At 52.7% G+C, this 16,197-nt stretch carries 13 protein-coding genes; 5 read left to right on the top strand and 8 right to left on the bottom strand.

All coding sequences use genetic code 11. The features are described from left to right. Positions 1-27 precede the first annotated feature (27 nt). The 3 genes from K365_RS0124870 to K365_RS0124880 all read right to left on the bottom strand — a co-directional run bounded on the left by K365_RS0124870 (position 28) and on the right by K365_RS0124880 (position 4,603). Positions 28-1,845, bottom strand: coding sequence for an ASKHA domain-containing protein (locus K365_RS0124870; RefSeq protein ID WP_024336781.1), 1,818 nt, complete (start codon positions 1,843-1,845; stop codon positions 28-30). Between the two features lie 107 nt (positions 1,846-1,952). Beyond that, positions 1,953-2,699, bottom strand: coding sequence for a 3'-5' exonuclease (locus tag K365_RS0124875; RefSeq protein WP_024336782.1), 747 nt, complete (start codon positions 2,697-2,699; stop codon positions 1,953-1,955). After that, positions 2,696-4,603 (bottom strand): putative nucleotidyltransferase substrate binding domain-containing protein, encoded by a 1,908-nt coding sequence (locus K365_RS0124880; protein ID WP_024336783.1) that lies wholly within the window; start codon positions 4,601-4,603, stop codon positions 2,696-2,698. Before K365_RS0124880 ends, K365_RS0124875 begins: the two co-directional genes overlap by 4 nt. A gap of 127 nt (positions 4,604-4,730) precedes the next feature. Between K365_RS0124880 and K365_RS0124885 the strand changes: the two genes are divergently transcribed. Together K365_RS0124885 and K365_RS0124890 are read left to right on the top strand one after the other, a co-directional pair. Further along, entirely contained in the window at positions 4,731-5,210 is a 480-nt protein-coding gene (locus K365_RS0124885; protein ID WP_024336784.1) for a methylated-DNA--[protein]-cysteine S-methyltransferase, read from the top strand. Beyond that, positions 5,207-6,493, top strand: coding sequence for an MFS transporter (locus K365_RS0124890; protein ID WP_024336785.1), 1,287 nt, complete (start codon positions 5,207-5,209; stop codon positions 6,491-6,493). The genes K365_RS0124885 and K365_RS0124890 overlap by 4 nt, the downstream gene beginning before the upstream one ends. Here the strand turns inward: K365_RS0124890 and K365_RS0124895 are convergent. Beyond that, the gene (locus K365_RS0124895) at positions 6,488-7,822 is read right to left on the bottom strand and encodes an FAD-dependent oxidoreductase (protein ID WP_024336786.1); all 1,335 of its coding nucleotides are present in this window, start codon (positions 7,820-7,822) and stop codon (positions 6,488-6,490) included. The two genes, K365_RS0124890 and K365_RS0124895, sit on opposite strands and share 6 nt — an antisense overlap. A 226-nt stretch (positions 7,823-8,048) precedes the next feature. Here K365_RS0124895 and K365_RS27015 point away from each other — a divergent pair, with 226 nt between their 5' ends. Then, positions 8,049-9,050, top strand: coding sequence for an NAD(P)H-dependent oxidoreductase (locus tag K365_RS27015; RefSeq protein WP_051147961.1), 1,002 nt, complete (start codon positions 8,049-8,051; stop codon positions 9,048-9,050). On the opposite strand, the gene K365_RS0124905 is transcribed toward K365_RS27015, so the two are convergent. Beyond that, positions 9,018-9,659, bottom strand: a complete 642-nt coding sequence (locus tag K365_RS0124905; protein ID WP_169433000.1) for a flagellar brake protein — start codon at positions 9,657-9,659, stop codon at positions 9,018-9,020. The two genes, K365_RS27015 and K365_RS0124905, sit on opposite strands and share 33 nt — an antisense overlap. Positions 9,660-9,661: 2 nt before the next feature. Continuing rightward, a complete protein-coding gene (locus K365_RS0124910) occupies positions 9,662-11,011 on the bottom strand; it encodes a TIGR03013 family XrtA/PEP-CTERM system glycosyltransferase (RefSeq protein WP_024336789.1) in 1,350 nt (449 codons plus the stop codon). 276 nt (positions 11,012-11,287) lie between these two features. Between K365_RS0124910 and K365_RS0124915 the strand changes: the two genes are divergently transcribed. Next, positions 11,288-12,856, top strand: coding sequence for a mechanosensitive ion channel family protein (locus tag K365_RS0124915; protein WP_245569310.1), 1,569 nt, complete (start codon positions 11,288-11,290; stop codon positions 12,854-12,856). A gap of 13 nt (positions 12,857-12,869) precedes the next feature. Further along, positions 12,870-14,852, top strand: a complete 1,983-nt coding sequence (locus K365_RS27020; protein ID WP_024336791.1) for an ATP-binding protein — start codon at positions 12,870-12,872, stop codon at positions 14,850-14,852. 82 nt (positions 14,853-14,934) lie between these two features. Here the strand turns inward: K365_RS27020 and K365_RS0124925 are convergent, their stop codons facing one another. Continuing rightward, positions 14,935-15,414, bottom strand: a complete 480-nt coding sequence (locus tag K365_RS0124925) for a ferritin family protein (protein WP_024336792.1) — start codon at positions 15,412-15,414, stop codon at positions 14,935-14,937. Between the two features lie 28 nt (positions 15,415-15,442). Beyond that, on the bottom strand, positions 15,443-15,991 hold the full coding sequence (locus K365_RS0124930; protein WP_024336793.1) for a hypothetical protein: 549 nt from the start codon (positions 15,989-15,991) through the stop codon (positions 15,443-15,445). Positions 15,992-16,197 lie beyond the last annotated feature (206 nt).

Below are 16,197 nucleotides of genomic sequence, written 5' to 3' on the forward strand. Positions count from 1 at the left end.
AATATATCTGAACCACTGTCCCTGTAATCAATCCAGGGACGGAAACCGGGTGGCGGCAGAAAACCGTTCAACAAACCCGGGTTCTGACGCCAGATCGATAAACGTCACCTGTCGGGCCATGGTTCGAACTTCCGTTTCATAGGTTTTGTTCAGCAGGGCCATGACCGCACCGGTACCGGCCAGGTTTTCTGCGGCAATCATTTCATTTTCACAGATAATCGGCGGCAGCATGCCGATGTCTCTGGCATTTTCCCAGTCGAATTTGGCACCGAACGCCCCGGTGAGAATGGTTCTGTCCACCCGGGTGACTTCGGCTTTTTCCAGCATCAGCTGTATCCCCACGGACAGCGCGGCCTTGGCCAGCTGGACCTGGCGCACGTCTTTGAGAACAAACCGGACATCCGTGCCCGGCAGGGTGAATGCCCGGCCGGTCCCGTTGTCATCCGCGGTGACGCCGGGTTTGTCCGGATCAAATTTTCCGTCTTCCCGGATGGTCCCGGTTTTACGCATGGCCGCCAGAATATCGATCACGCCCGTGCCGCAGATGCCGATGGCCGGGGCTTGATTAATGGTTTCATGGATGATGGCACCGTTGTCTACCCAGACGCGGCTGACCGCTCCGGTGGCGGCTCTCATGCCGCTGGATATCTGAGCCCCTTCCAGGGCCGGGCCGGTGGCACAGCTGGTGGCCCATATTTGGTCGCCGGTACAGAGCATGAGTTCGCCATTGGTGCCGATGTCGATGATCAAAGAGGTTTTTTCTCTGGTATGGGACAAATCGCCCAGGCAGGCCGCCAGAATATCTCCCCCCAGAAATCCGGAGATCACCGGGAAAATGAACACGGGTACGTTCTCTGCGGCATGAAGTCCCAGATCTTTGCAGGTCGGTACAAGGGAATCCTGAAAAACCGGCAGATAAGGCGCGGTCCCTAAGGTATGGGGATTGAGTCCGGCAAACAGATGCTGCATGGTGGTGTTTCCCACCACGGTGATCCGGTCGATGGTGTCCCGGCTTTGCCCGGTCTCTTCCAGGCAGGAGTCCATCAGATGGTTCATGGCGCCGGCTGCCAGACGCTGCTGGGCGGCCAACGCCTCTGGATTGTCATTGACCGCAGATATCCGGGAAATGACATCTTCCCCATACCTGCGCTGGGGATTGACCATGGCTTTGGCCGAAAGAATCGTGCCGGCCGCCAGGTCGCACATGTATGCGGCAATGGTGGTGGTGCCGATATCAAAAGCGATCCCGATCCCTTTGGGATGCAGGCCCGGTTGGATGGCTGTGACATGGTTGTTTTCCTGAACCACCACGGTGAGGTCATGGGTGTACACATAAGGATCGGCCAGTTGGGTCAGTGGTAAGAGGTCTTTAAAATCAATTGTTTGTGAAAATCGGGCTTCCACGGCCCGGCGGATTTTTTCTTCCCGGCTGAGAACGGTCGTGTCATCAATCGCTTTGATCTGGTCTGCTGTCAAAGGAAACCGCCGCACCGACGGATCGATGCTGAAGTTTCCCTGGATGCCTGTTTTTCCGAACACCTCATCTCCCAGAACCAGATTTTCCGGGACCGTTACCCGGAGGGGTCCTTTGAGGACGCGGGCCTGGCAGGCCAGGCGGTGATCCGGCCCTCTTTTTTTCAACAGCTTCTGCTCCTGTTCGGTCCGGGGGGACAGATGGTCCGGATGATCGACGATCACCCGGCATTTGCCGCAGGTGCCTTTTTCGCCGCAATCGGATCTGAGCAGTATGCCCTTGGAAAGAGCGGCTTGAAACAGTGTGGTGCCGGCCGGTACTGAGACCCGCCGGCCGAACGGATCAAAAATAATGGTGCAGGATAAAGTCATGAAGGGTTCAGCCTGGTTTTATTTGTATTGAAAAAAAGGACCTGTTTTAAACAGTTTGTTCAAAATATGAGAATATCCTAAAATCGGGGCTTATATTTGTCAAGGCATTATGTTTTCACGGATGATGGGTACAGCAAAACTGAGATCGGTGTGTCCACAGCGAATTGGTCATTTGTCTGGGCTAAAAACAGTTCCGCTGCAGCCAGGGCATCGGTCAGGGCATGATGGGGGCGGTAGGGAGGCAGGTTGTATCGCTCCCTGGCATGGGCCAGGCGCAGGGAAGGGCTGTTTTTTTCTCCCATCCAGCGCTGGAACAGATTGGGCCGGAAAACCGGGTGTTTTCTAGATTCAATTTCCATGGTATCCACGATGGGAAATTCAAGATCATCACCGGTCAGATCTGCAATCGCCTTGCGTAAAAACCCTTGTTCAATCCGGCTGTAGTGGGCCACAATGACCCGGCCGGCCATGGCCTTGAGCAGCAGGGGTAAAATGGTGTTAAACCGGGGACAGGCATCCATGCGGGAATGGGTGATGCCGTGAATGACGGTCTGAATGTCCGGACGGTGCTGATCGGACCGGACCACCCAGTGCCGGGCGCCGCTGCATAGAATGCGGTCATGATACAACGGGATGAATCCGACACTGATGATGGCATCGGTTTGCGGATTCAAGCCCGTGGTTTCCAGGTCTAAAGCCAGAAAAGGCACGTGCTTCAGCGGTGTGTCACCCGGCACACTGCCGGCCTGATAAAATGCTTTGACCGCCGGATCTTTTGCCTGTTTTTCCAGAATACGAAACCGGGACGGCCAGTCAACTAGAAACGGTTTTCCCGGTGATTTGGGCCGGATCATTTCTGCCCGGTCCGCACACGGGTCTGCATGGCAGGGGACACATTGTACCGGTATCTGAGAAACGACTGGGCCTGGGACACGATCTGAAACGCGTCTTTGAGGTGGTTGCGTTCAAAGGATGACAGGCTTTCCGGGATGACATTGTTGTCCACGGCAGCCCCGGATTCCGCCTGGCGTGCCTGGTGGCGGATACGGACCATGCAGATCAGTTCCAGGGCATCCAGCAGGTCATCGCCCACCCCTTCCGCCAGAAGAGAGGTCTCCTTGACCCGGAGCAGCCTTTCCCGGGTGTTGATGGGCACGGCCCCGCAGGCCAGGGCATGAACCCGGGCCAGATCACTGATGGGGGCAGACCCTCTGCGCTTGAGATTAAAGGTTTTATGGTGTTTGCCGTCATGTTCCAGAACAAATTTGCGGAAAAACCCCAAAGGCGGTTTTCTGAGCAGGGCGTTCCGGGCCAGGCAGGCCAGAAACCGCGGACTGTTCGGTGCTTTTTCCAGAAGCAGCTGCTTGAGTTGACCGGCCAGGCCGGTTTCGCCGAAAATGCCTTCCAGATCAAAAAAAATGGAGGCATGGAGCAGGGCTTCCGGATCCGGGTGATCGATCCAGTCGGAAAAGTAAGTTTTCCAGACCGATAAGGGCTGCCGCCACCGGGAATGGGTGGCCATGATATCTCCCGTGCAATAGGGGTACCCGCATTGGTTCAAGCCGTCACTTAAAAACCGGGCCAGTGACTTGAAATAGGGATCATGCACTTTGGGATCAAAGGTGTCATCCATAACAAAAGCATTGTCCTGATCCGTGACCAGAGTCATTTCGTCTCTGGCCATGGAGCCTAAGGCCAGAAGGCAATATGGCACAGGCGGCGGGCCCAGTTTTTTTTCCCCCAGCTGGAGCAGGCGCTGGGAAATGCTGATTCCCATCCGGGAAACGATGGCGCTGATGGTGTGTGAACTGGCATCCTCGTTCACCAGCTGAATGAACAGCTGGCGGATTTTCGGGGCCATGTCTGCCAGCCCGTCCACATCTTTCTGCCGGAAAATATCTCCCACCAGATAAACGGATCCATGGGATTCATATCTGACCAGATCCGCCACCGTGATCACGCCTATCGGCCGGTTTCCATCCAGTACGGGCAGATGATGAAGATTGTGACGCATCATGGTGAGCATGGCTTCAAATGCATAGGCTTCGGCCTGAAGCGTGATGACGTCCGTGGACATAACTTGCCGCACCGGGGCGGAGAAGGGCAGGCCCGGGACAATGGCCCGTTTGCGCAGATCCCGGTCCGTGATCAGTCCCGTGACCGGAGACGGGTCCTGTTCCGGATTGTCCGGCACCAGAACCAGGGAAGACACCCGGTTCTGTGTCATAATCACGGCGGCCTGCTGAATGGAAATGTCCGGCGAGGCAGTGATGATTTTCCGGGGAATCAGTTTGTGAATTTTAGCAATCATCAATGGATTGCCGCTGGTCTGTCCGGCCCGGCCCAGGGCATTTTTCAGCCGGACACTGTGCTCTTCCTCCATAAAGTCGGCAAACCGGTCATAGGTGTCAGCCAGTTCCTGGAACGGGGCATCCGGGATTTTATACAGCAAAGAGTCTTCAATGGCCCGGGCCGGATACCGGACCTTTTTTTTTCTTAAAAGCGAAAACTGGCCGAAACATTCCCCTTCTCCCATCTGAATGTACAGTTCGCCGGAGCTTCGCAGAATTTCCACGGCCCCGCTTCGGATAAAAAACAGATAATGGTTGTCCTGTCCTTTTTCCAGGATCATGGTGCCGGCCTGATAGTAAGACACCTCGATGTGCGGCACCAGGTCATCCACCACATGCCGGGGCAGGTTTCGGAACGGGGGGTGGGAAAACAGGTGATCCCGGATTTCAACCAGTTCAATTTCCATGGATTGATTATACGGATAACGCGGATGTTATTCAAATCCAAAATTTAAAAAATACCCGTTTCTTTCCAAAGCATTCTCTGATAAAGGTCAGGAATGAATTTCAAGGGATCACGCAAAAGGAGCAGCCATGTTTTTTTGTTATTATGATTCTCCGGTGGGCCGACTGCTGGTGGGCGGCGAACAAAAACTGGAATTCATCCATTTTCCCAAAGGAAAATCAGCGATGGTACCGGCCTCGGACTGGATCCATGAGACACAGCCGTTTTCTGATGTGTTGTTTCAGCTGGACCGGTATTTCAGCAAAACCCTGACCCGGTTTTCCCTGGATTATTCCCTGGGCGGCACGCCGTTTCAGCGCCGGGTGTGGCAAACCCTGGCCAAAGTGCCATACGGAACCACCATCTCCTATGGAGAGCTGGCCCGGCGGATCGGAAATCCCAAAGCAGCCCGGGCCGTGGGCATGGCCAATGCGAAAAATCCGATTCCCATCATTATTCCCTGCCACCGGGTGATCGGAAAAGACGGCAGTCTGACCGGGTTCGGCGGCGGACTGGATGTGAAACAGCAGCTGCTGGCACTGGAAGGAAAGGATCTGTCCGTTGCATGATCGCATCACCGGCAGATAAACGCACGGTGTTGAGCTGGGTGATGTTTGATTTTGCCAATTCCGCCTACACCACCCTGGTGGTGACGTTTGTCTACAGCACCTATTTTGTATCCACCATTGCACCGGACCCGGTGACAGGCACGGCCCTCTGGTCCAGGGGCGTGACCCTGACCGCCCTTTGTGTGGCATTTTTCTCCCCCATCCTGGGGGCCCTGGCAGACCAGGGCGGGTTGCGCAAACAGCTTTTGTTCGCATCCACTGCGGTTACTGTGGCCGGCACAGCCGCGCTTTACTGGATTGTGCCCGGTCAGATCTATCCGGCCCTTTTCTGGTTTGTTCTCTCCAATATCGCGTTTGAGTTTGCCAATGTGTTTTACAATGCCTATCTGCCGGATATCGCCACATCGAAAAATATCGGCCGGATATCCGGTGTGGGCTGGGGCGTGGGATATATGGGAGGCCTGGCCGCCATGGTGGTGGCCCTTTCAGGGTTCATCAGCCCGGCTGTGCCCTGGTTCGGCGTTTCCATTGAAACCGGGGCCCATATCCGGGCCACCTGTCTGCTGGTGGCTGCGTGGTTTGCCATGTTTTCCATCCCGCTGTTTGTGTGGGTGCCCAAAACACATCCTCCGGTGCGGTCGGGCCGGGTCCGCATCATTCACACGGCCATGTCGGATGTGAAGCACACCCTCAAAGATATCCGCCGGTACCGGCAGATTGTCCGCCTCCTGGTGGCCCGGATGATCTACAATGACGGGCTGGTCACCCTGTTTGCCTTTGGTGGTATCTATGCGGCCGGCACGTTCGGGTTCAGTTTTCACCAGATCATGATATTCGGGATTGTGCTTAATGTGGCGGCCGGGATCGGGGCCCTGGTCATGGGCATTTTTGATGACCGGCTGGGGGGAAAAACCACCATTCAGGTGAGCAACGGGGTGCTGGCTGTGGCCGCGCTCATGGCGGCAATGTCCCCGGATAAAACCTGGTTCTGGGTTTCAGTCGTTCTGGTGGGCTTTTTTGCCGGTCCCAACCAGAGCGCCAGCCGGTCACTTCTGGGCCGGCTGGTGCCCAAAGACAAGGAAAATCAGTTTTTCGGTTTTTTTGCCTTTTCCGGCAAACTCACCGCCTTTATGGGGCCGCTGTTTTTAGGGGTGCTGACCCAGATGTTTGACTCCCAGCGGGCCGGGGTTGCCGTGGTGGTGCTTTTTTTTGCCGTCGGCGGGCTGCTGCTGGCCCGGGTAAATGAGGCAGAGGGCATTGCCGCAGCCCGGCAGAAGTTATAATTTTTTTCCCAGCTGGATCGCTGCAGTCAGCATCGGGTCCCAGGTGGGGCTGAACGGCGGGGCATAAGCCAGATCCGTCTGGATGAAATCCGCCACGGACATGTTGGCGTGCAGGGCCACAGCCACGGCATTGATCCGATGGGCCACCCCGTCGGTTCCTGTGATCTGAGCCCCTAAAAGCCGTCCGGACCGGCGGTCTCCCACCATGTTCACATGAATTTTGGCTGCACCCGGCTGCCATCTGGCCCGGGACAGGCTGGTGATCTGGTTTTCCACAGGATCGAACCCGGCTTTTTTGGCTTCGGAAAAGGTGAGACCGGTTCGGGCCACGGCCAGGTCAAACACTTTAAATACAGCCGTGCCGGCCACACCCTGAAGGGCGTTGCTGTCTTTAAACAGGTTGTCCGCCACGGCCCAGCCGGCCCGGTTGGCCCGCAGGGCCAGAGGAATCCAGACCGGTTGGCCCGTGACTACATGCAGGGCATCCCCGCAGTCGCCGGCGGCAAAAATATCCGGATTCGAAGTGCGCAAATACGGGTCCACCTGGATGGCATTTGATACCCCTAAGGTCAGACCCGCATCTTTTGCCAGGCCGCTGCACGGAGCCACGCCCGTGGCACCAATGGCCAGGTCCGCATCCAGATTCATGTTGTCACACACAATGGTGCTCCCTGTGCCCGCCGGTTCAATGCGCTGGATGTGTGTTCCCATATGAAGGGTGATCTGTTTTTCAATCAGATGTGTTTGAATGATCTGTGCCATTTTTTCGGGCAGCCAGGGCAAAAGACGGGGGCCGGGTTTGACCATGGTCACGTGGATGCCCAGTTCGGTAAGGGCTTCGCACATTTCCAGGGCAATGTACCCCATCCCCAGAATCACGGCTTTTTTGACCTTGTTTTTTCGGATCACGTCCTTGATGCGCCGGCCGTGTTCCAGCTGTTTCAACGGCATGAGCCGGTCTTTGCCGGGCAGATCCGGCAGTGTGGGAACCGCGCCCGTGGCGATGAGCAGCTTGTCGTAGTCAAAAGCCACCGGATCTTTTTTCAGGGTACGGCCGGTCACCTGTTTTTTGTCCGGATGAATGGCGGTGATTTCATGGCCTGTGAGCAGATGGATGTGGTGTTTTTCAATGAATTCCTTGGCAGTCCGGACCACCAGGTCATCCATGGGGGTATCTGGATCGGCAATGTTATAGGGCATACTGCACGCGCTGTAAGACACGTCATGCCCTTGTTCCAGCACAGTGATCTCAAGGTCCGGGTACAGCCGCCTGGCCCGGCTGGCTGCACTCATGCCTGCGGCATCTCCGCCGATAACGACAAATTTCATGGCACCTCCATGGTCAAGGATTAAGGCTATTGTTCGGGTCTGTCGGGTTCAGCATAGAAGGGTTGCCCTGTTTTTTCAAGAAGTAACCTTAAAAAGCCCTGCACAATGGTTTTCAGGTGTTTTGATGCAGAATTTGGAAACTCAGTGACAGATCTTTAAGGATTTGCTTGACATCCGTTATGAAAAACCGTCATTTTGAACAAAATGACCTTATATGAAGGAGAAGATGACCATGTTTGTCCTGGGACTGCAGGGAAGCCCCCGAAAAAAAGGAAACTCCGTCTATCTGTTGAATCGATTTCTGGCAGAATGTGAAAACAAAGGGGCCCGAACCCAGGTGATCCACATGGACGGGCTGGGTATCCAGCCGTGCAGGGAACTGGTGGTGTGCGAAAAAAAAGGATTCTGCCCCATCAAAGATGACATGGAACCCCGGATTTATGGTCTGATCCGAAAAGCGGATGTGGTGGTGCTGACGTCACCGGTGTTTTTCTATAATGTGTCGGCCCAGGCAAAGATTCTCATTGATCGGTGTCAGATGTTCTGGGGCCGCAGATACAAAATGCGGCTGGCAGACCCGGATGCCGGATCCCGCCAGGGGGTACTTTTGGCCGTGGGTGCTTCCGGCGGCAAAAAGTTATTTGACGGCGTGAACCTGACGGCCCATTATTTTTTTGATGCGATATCCGCCCGGTTTGCTGAATCGTTGACATACAAAAAAGTGGAAGCAGCCGGGGCTGTGGCATCTGTTCCCGGCGTGGACCAGGATATCGGGCAGGCCGTGGACCGGGTCATGGATGCCGAGCTGAACAAACCTTCCCTGGTGTTTGTCTCTGAAAAAGATGCCTGCCGCAGCCAGATCGCAGCCGCGTATGCCAAGATGGCGGCTCAAGGAAGCATCCGGGTCCTGTCGGCCGGCATCGATCCCGCCGGGGAAATCCATGGTGCCACGCGCGGGTTTCTGGCGGATCAGGGCGTGGATATCAAGTATCGGCAGCCCCGTGCACTGAACGATTTGATGGCTGAAGAATTCAAGGAACGGTCACCTTCTCAGGTGATCTGCATGACATCGGATACAGCGACAGTGCCGGTGCAAGGGGTAAAAACACAGTTCTGGGATATTGATCAAGCACAGAAAGATACGTCGATTGCATCGTTGGCAGAAGAGATCCATGACCGGGTGGATGCCCTGATATCAGATCTTCAAAGCCGGCACCAGAGCGGATAACACGTTTTTTGAGAATCCATCCAGGTTTTCAAACATCAAGCCGATGGAGGTCTGGGTCCCTTTTTTCCGGATGGAACGAATGTCGGCTTTGATGGTAAGCGTTTCAGACTGGCCGTAAGGCAGGCTCAGATTTAGATATTCAAAAGTACAGGGATCTGGAAAAGGGTCGCTGTCCACCATGCAGAGGCATCCGTTTGGGTTTATGTTGACAATGATGCCTTTCAGACAAAAGGTATCCAGGGTCATTCTGACAGGTAAAAAGCATTCCACCCGTTTTTCCGAGCGGATATTACAGGATTCCACCACGTCCGGGTAATCCAGGAACAAGAGATAATCCGGATCTTCAATAATCCGGATGACTTGCGTTTTGAACTCGAACACATCATCAGACAATACATATCTGGCCGAAAGCATTTCCCCGGACGCCAGCCGGGTTTGCATCCAGTTGTTTTCCGTCAACTGGACAATGAGATAACTGCCGACCTGCATACCGATGAGCTGGCTGGTGGCCGAACGCTCCGGTGTTTTTGCTTCCAGAAGCAACGGGGTTCCCAGCTCGATGAACAGGCGCTGGCTTCGGTTGATATGTCTGGGTCGTTTGTTCATCATGGTCATCTGCCACCCCTTCTGAATAATAAAATTTTTATGGTTTCAAAAAGAATATAAAGCTCAAGGAACAAAGACAGGTTGTTGATGTAATACAGGTCATACCGAAGTTTTTCCACGGCATCACCAATGGAAGCCCCATAGGGATACATGACCTGAGCCCAGCCCGTGATACCGGGTTTGATCGCATGGCGCTGGGGGTAATACGGGGCCACACGACTGATTTGTGCCACAAATTCCGGTTGTTCCGGCCGGGGACCGATAAAACTCATATCTCCTTTGAGCACATTGATCAGCTGGGGCAGTTCGTCGAGGCGGGTCCGGCGGATCAGTTTTCCGATCCGGGTGATCCGGGGATCGTTTTCACTGGCCCAGGCCGCACTGGACACGTCGTCCGGCGGCACATGCATGGATCGGAACTTGTAAATGGTGAACAATTTGCCGTAGAGTCCCACCCGTTTCTGAAAATAAAAAATCGGGCCGGGAGAGTCCAGTTTGATGGCCAGCGCGATCATGGGAAAAATCGGCAAGGAAAGGATCAGGAGGATGGAAGCAAAAACCAGGTCCAGCATTTTTTTCAACAACCGGATAAAAGGTGTGATGAGAAACCCCCGGCTTTGAACCAGCCAGCCGGGAGTGATATGCTCCACCGGGATCTTACCGGTGACCCGTTCATAAAAGGACGGATAATCCACGATTTTGATTCCCATCAGTTTGCAGGACACCAGCTTGTCTGTCTCCAGATTGCCCCGTCTTTCCGTCAGGGCGATGACAATCATGTTGGTGCGGGTTTGCCGGGATAGGGTGACAATATCGTCAAATGATCCCAAAATTTTTGAAGCATCCACAGAAACAGGGTCCGTGGTTGTCTGGATGAATCCGGTCAAAACATATTTTCCAGACGACTTCTGAATCAGCGCTTCAACGGTTTCCGCCGTGGTCCCCGTACCGATGACCAGAATTTTTTCAGCGAAAAAATGGGCATCATTGGATTTGTGAAGCAGGCTCTGCCAGATGTTCTGCAATAGAAAAAACATCAGCATGGTTCCGGACAGATGCCAGAGGCTGGTGTCCGGATTCCGGGGAACTAACGCCAAAAGCAGAAAAGACAGAAACACAGCGACAAACGACCGGATCAACCGGTCCCGGAATATCCACTTGTCCGGCTGATACACCTCGCACAGGAAAGAAAAAAAAAGAACCACAGGGATGAACAAACCCGCCCATAAAGGTATGGTGGATAAATTCAGGGTATAATTGACAGCCGTCAACAGAATAATCAGGGCGACCAGAATATCTCCCGCCATCAAGACAATCCGGTTGTAAATAAGGCTTCCCCTGTCAAGTAGTCCCAATTGAAGATATCCTTGTTTGAGTGAAATTTGTGCTTGACTATATTCGGAAGTTTTTCCCCTGTCAAGGTACGATGAAAAAGCAGACATAAAATGTTTCATAAGGGCCTGTTCTCTGTGAATTTTTCATGCTATGGTAATAAAACAGACAAAGACAGACAAGGGAGTGAAATGGTGAAGCTTCGGATGTGGGTGACGATATTTTTTCTGATGGCAGGCCTGAATCTGTTGGTTTTTCCGGCAGAAGGGCAGGATGTTCAGGTGTTGGATGAAAATTTAATGACATTTGACCCCGGCACATTGAGCATGCTCGACAGCATTCTCGAACACAATAAACACCTGGAACAGCGGATCGTTGAAAAACAACAGGCCATTGAAGAAAGTACATCAGAAACGGAAAAAAACAATCTGGCAGCAGAGCTGGAGAGACTGGATAAAATGCTTTCGTCTTCCAGACAGGATTTTGAACGGATTGCGACCGGGGTGGATATCAGCCTGTTTACTGAAAAAAAAGAAGCGCCGTTTAACTGGAAAGATGAACTGGTCTCCCTGATCAAACCCGGGATCATGGAACTCAAGCAGGCAACCCAGAAAGCCCGGCAGAAAGCGGATCTTAAAGAAGAGCTGTCCAGATACCAGGAATTGAAACCGGTTGCCCATCAGGCCAATGAAAACCTGATGGCGTTGATTGCCAGAACGGAAGATGCCCGGTTGAAAGAGCGACTGGAAAAACTGGTCCCTGAATGGAAAGGACAGGAAAGGCAGCTTCTCAGCCGCCTGGAAATCACTCAGATGCAGCTGATGGAAATGGAATCGGAAGAAAAATCCATCCTTGAAACGTCTCAGAATTCCATCAAGCAGTTTTTCAAAACCCGGGGCCTGTTTTTGTTTGTTGCATTGATTGCCTGCATCGGGATCGTACTCTTGCTGAGAGTGGCCTATCTGTTTCTGATCAAACGGATACCTGGATATCAGTCCGTGTACCGGCCGTTTCATCTCCGGGCCATGGATCTGTTGTATCGGGTCGTCAGCGTTCTGTCTGCGTTACTGGCCGTGATTCTGGTGTTCTATCTGTTCGAGGACTGGGTGCTTTTGTCTCTGGCCATCATTTTCCTTCTGGGTCTTGCCTGGACCGTTAAAAACACCCTGCCCCGGTTTGTGCACCAGAGCCGGCTGATTCTGAATATCGGTGCCGTTCGGGAAGGGGAACGGCTGGTGTATCAGGGCGTGCCCTGGCTGGTGAAAAAAATCAATTTTTTCTCTGTGCTGGAAAACCCGGATATTGGGCAGACCCTGCGCCTGCCCATCGAGGAACTCATGGATCTGATCTCCCGGCCGTTTCAGAAGCATGAACCCTGGTTTCCCTGCCGGAAAAATGACTGGGTGATTCTGTCGGACGGCACCAGAGGGTGTGTCACCAGCCTGTCCCATGAAATGGTGGAGCTGGTGTTGCGGGGAGGCGCCAAAAAGGTCTACCAGACCTCGGATTTTCTGGGGATGAATCCCTTGAATCTGTCCGTGAATTTCAGGATCAAGATCGGGTTCGGTATTTCCTATAATCTTCAGTCCATTGCCACCGGCCGGGTCCTGGAAGTTCTGGACACCTATCTCCGGGAACGGCTGGTTGCGGAAGAATATGAAGATTCACTGCTCAATTTGAGAGTTGAATTCGCACAGGCGGGATCGTCCTCCCTGGATCTGGTGGTGATTGCGGACTTTGACGGCAAGATGGCCCCGCTGTACAACCGGATTTCCCGGGCTATCCAGCGCTGGTGCACGGATGCCTGTACCGCCAATGACTGGGAAATTCCTTTTCCTCAACTCACGGTTCACAAACCCGCGGCATAAAAAGGATAACAGCGTGAATATTCACTCTCATCTTCTGGGGGATCTTCTGGTGGGTATGGGAACCATTACTCAGGTTCAGCTGGACGAGGCACTTCAGACCCAGCAGCATTTTTTTGAAGATACTTTTCAATTGGAAATGGATCGGACGGAACTGGTTTCCGGCAGCCGGAAAAAAAATGTTTCACCGCCGCCCAAACTGGGTCAGATTCTTATGGAAAAAGGCTATGTCACTGAAGATCAGCTGATCCCGGCGTTGAAGACACAAAACCAGCAGATTGAAAACCTGAGCCGCCTGAGCAGTGAAAAACTGGCCAAAGCCCTGCAGGTGGGGTTTGTCATCAACTCCACCATCGATCTGGAAGAGGTGCTGAACCTGATCATGAAATATGCCAACATCGTCACTGATGCCGTGGCATCCACTCTGATGCTTTTGGATGAAAAAACCGGTGAACTGGTGTTCAGTGTTCCCACCGGCCCCAATGCCGAACATCTTAAAGATGTCCGCATTCCGCCCGGTGCGGGGGTGGCCGGATGGGTCGCGGAAAAGCAGACCTATCTGCTGGTGCCGGATACCCGGAAAGATGCCCGGTTCTATCCCCGGATCGACGATATGACCGGTATGGAAACCCGGTCGCTTCTGTGTGTCCCCATGAAATCCAAGCGCAAGCTCATCGGGGTCCTGGAAGTGATGAACAAAAAAGACAACTCTTTTTTTACGGAAGACGATGCATTGATTTTGAGCGTGTTTTCCCATCATGCCGCCATTGCCATTGAAAACGCCATGTTGTTCAATTCCATGAAAAACCGGCTGGAAAGAGAAAAGATGATTGAGCAGAAGATGGCGGAATCTGCCCGGCTTCAGGCCATCGGCACCCTGGCAGGGGGGATTGCCCATGATTTCAACAATATTTTAAGCGCCATCATGGGATATACTGAACTGGCCAGAATGGACAGTGACAAGCTGTCCAGACCCTACGCCAATTTGACCAAGATTCTGGCGGCATCCGAACGGGCCAGGGATCTGATCCATCAGATTTTGGCATTCAGCCGCCAGGTCGAGGTGGCAAAGCCCCGCCCGGTTCAGGTGAATATCATCGTCAAAGAAGCATTGAAGCTGCTTCAGGCATCATTTCCCAAAACCATCCGCATGGTTGAGGACCTTTCCTGTTCTTCCACCATCATGGGAGATGCCACCCAGATCCATCAGGTGGTCATGAACCTGTGTACCAACGCAGCCCAGGCGATGAAAGAAAAACAAAACGGGGTTTTGACGGTGAAACTCGAACCCGTGACCCTTCTTTCGCCTTGTGAAAAAAACCAGACAGTGCTTCCTTCTGGTTCATATCTTAAACTAGAGGTGGCAGACACCGGCAACGGCATGCCTTCCCATGTGATGGAGCGGATTTTCGAGCCGTTTTTCACCACAAAACCGAAAGGACAGGGGACGGGCATGGGGTTGTCGGTCGTGCATGGTATCGTCAAAAAACATGGCGGGGATATTCAGGTTCAAACCACCCCGGGTGAAGGTTCAATTTTCCGGGTGTTTTTTCCAGTGGCCCAACAGGGGGGACAACCGGCAGTAGAAAAGAAAAATCCGCAAAAGCTGCCCCGGGGCACGGAACATATTCTGGTGGTGGATGATGACATCATGCTGCTGGATGTCACCAAAAGAGGATTGAATTCCTTAGGATATCATGTGACCATTGAAACAAGCAGTCTGGAAGCGATCAGAAAATTCAAAGCCCACCCGGATGAATATGATCTGGTGATCACGGACATGTCCATGCCGGAAATGGACGGAGATGAAATGTGTCTGGCAATGAGAGCAATACGTTCAGATATTCCCATGATCATGTGTACCGGCTTCAGTGCACAGATGTCTGAAAATGTTGCACAAAAAAAAGGGTTTGAAGCATTTTTAATGAAGCCGGTGCAGTTGGGGGATCTGGCACGGGTGGTGCGCCGGATACTGGATACGGAGCCAGGAGCCGTCTGACATTTTCAGGAACTGAATGACAGCACTGAAACAACAAATCCCATCCGCATCCAGTTGTCAAAAGTCCGTGGGATCCGGCCCTTCATCTTGTTTCTTCATCAGCCAGGGCCTGGATCATTTTTTGTATTTCAGCCACATGCTTTTTTTCTTGGGCAACGATTTTTTCCAGCCCGGCCAACACATCGGGTTCCTGAATAAACGTCTGAAGACATTCATAAAACAAAATGGTATCATTTTCAAATGATACAAAGATTTCAAGCAAAGCCCGGGCCGACCCGACTTGGGAAAAATTCACATCATCCAGGGACAGGGCTTTGTCGCCCATCATCTCTTTGATGACATCCGGGAGCATGGTTTCCAGATCGGTCTGGTGAGTTTCAGGCACCCAGTGATGTTTTTTGTTTTCAAACCACTGGCAATGATCGGCTTCTTCATCGGCCATCCATTGCAAAAATGATTGAAGTTTTTTTTCTTTTACCTGTTTTTTTGCCGCCAGATACCGGGCCTCACCGTTTTTTTCCATTCTGACGGCAATGTCGATCAAATCATTGACAGTAAACATCCGTGGCCTTTGAAATACAAAATCAGTTTTAAGTGAAAGATCGTTCAAACAGGTCTGCCAGAGCGGTTTTGGCATCTTCGGTCAGGTTTCGTGTGCCCGTGCCGGCAAAATTTTTATGGGTGATCACCGGCGTCACCTTGTGCCAGCCATTGTCTACCCAGGAGAACCATCCTTTGCGATCCTGTTCATAGACAAACAGGGGCCGGTTGAACAGTTTTCCCAGCTCCACACCCCAGCCCGTGCCCCCTTTGACGGTATTGTCCGGCAGAATCCATCCCACGACAAATATCTGGTATCCATTGTTGACCATATGAAAAATGGACTGGATGACTTTGCGGATTTTGTCGACTTTTGAAAAGGACCGACCCATGCGGGTGGATACGATGTCCATACTGACATCTCCTTTTTTCAGTTCATCGGCGGTCAGAACCCGGATCCCGTTCTGCCTTTCGGGTTTATGCCCTTCAAAAGAAAAATTGATCTCCTTGATTCCATATTGTTCCGCCAGCCGGCCGAACTCGGCTTCCGCACCCCGGTGACCGCCGCTGTACAACGTAAATTGCGATGCATCATTCATCAAAACGACTCCTTAAATTAATAATAATCTGTTTAATTGATACTGGAAAACTGTCCGGGTTTTGAGCTGTCTATACTTATGATCCACAAATCATATAAGAAATTTTGCCACAAATCAACCTAATGGTTTCAACCCAGCCAAATCTTGAGTTGAAAAAACCGGATCGGCCTGATATAGGGGGACAGTATATTCAACAATGGCATGGG

The sequence above is a fragment of the Desulfotignum balticum DSM 7044 genome, assembly GCF_000421285.1.
Lineage (GTDB): Bacteria > Desulfobacterota > Desulfobacteria > Desulfobacterales > Desulfobacteraceae > Desulfotignum > Desulfotignum balticum.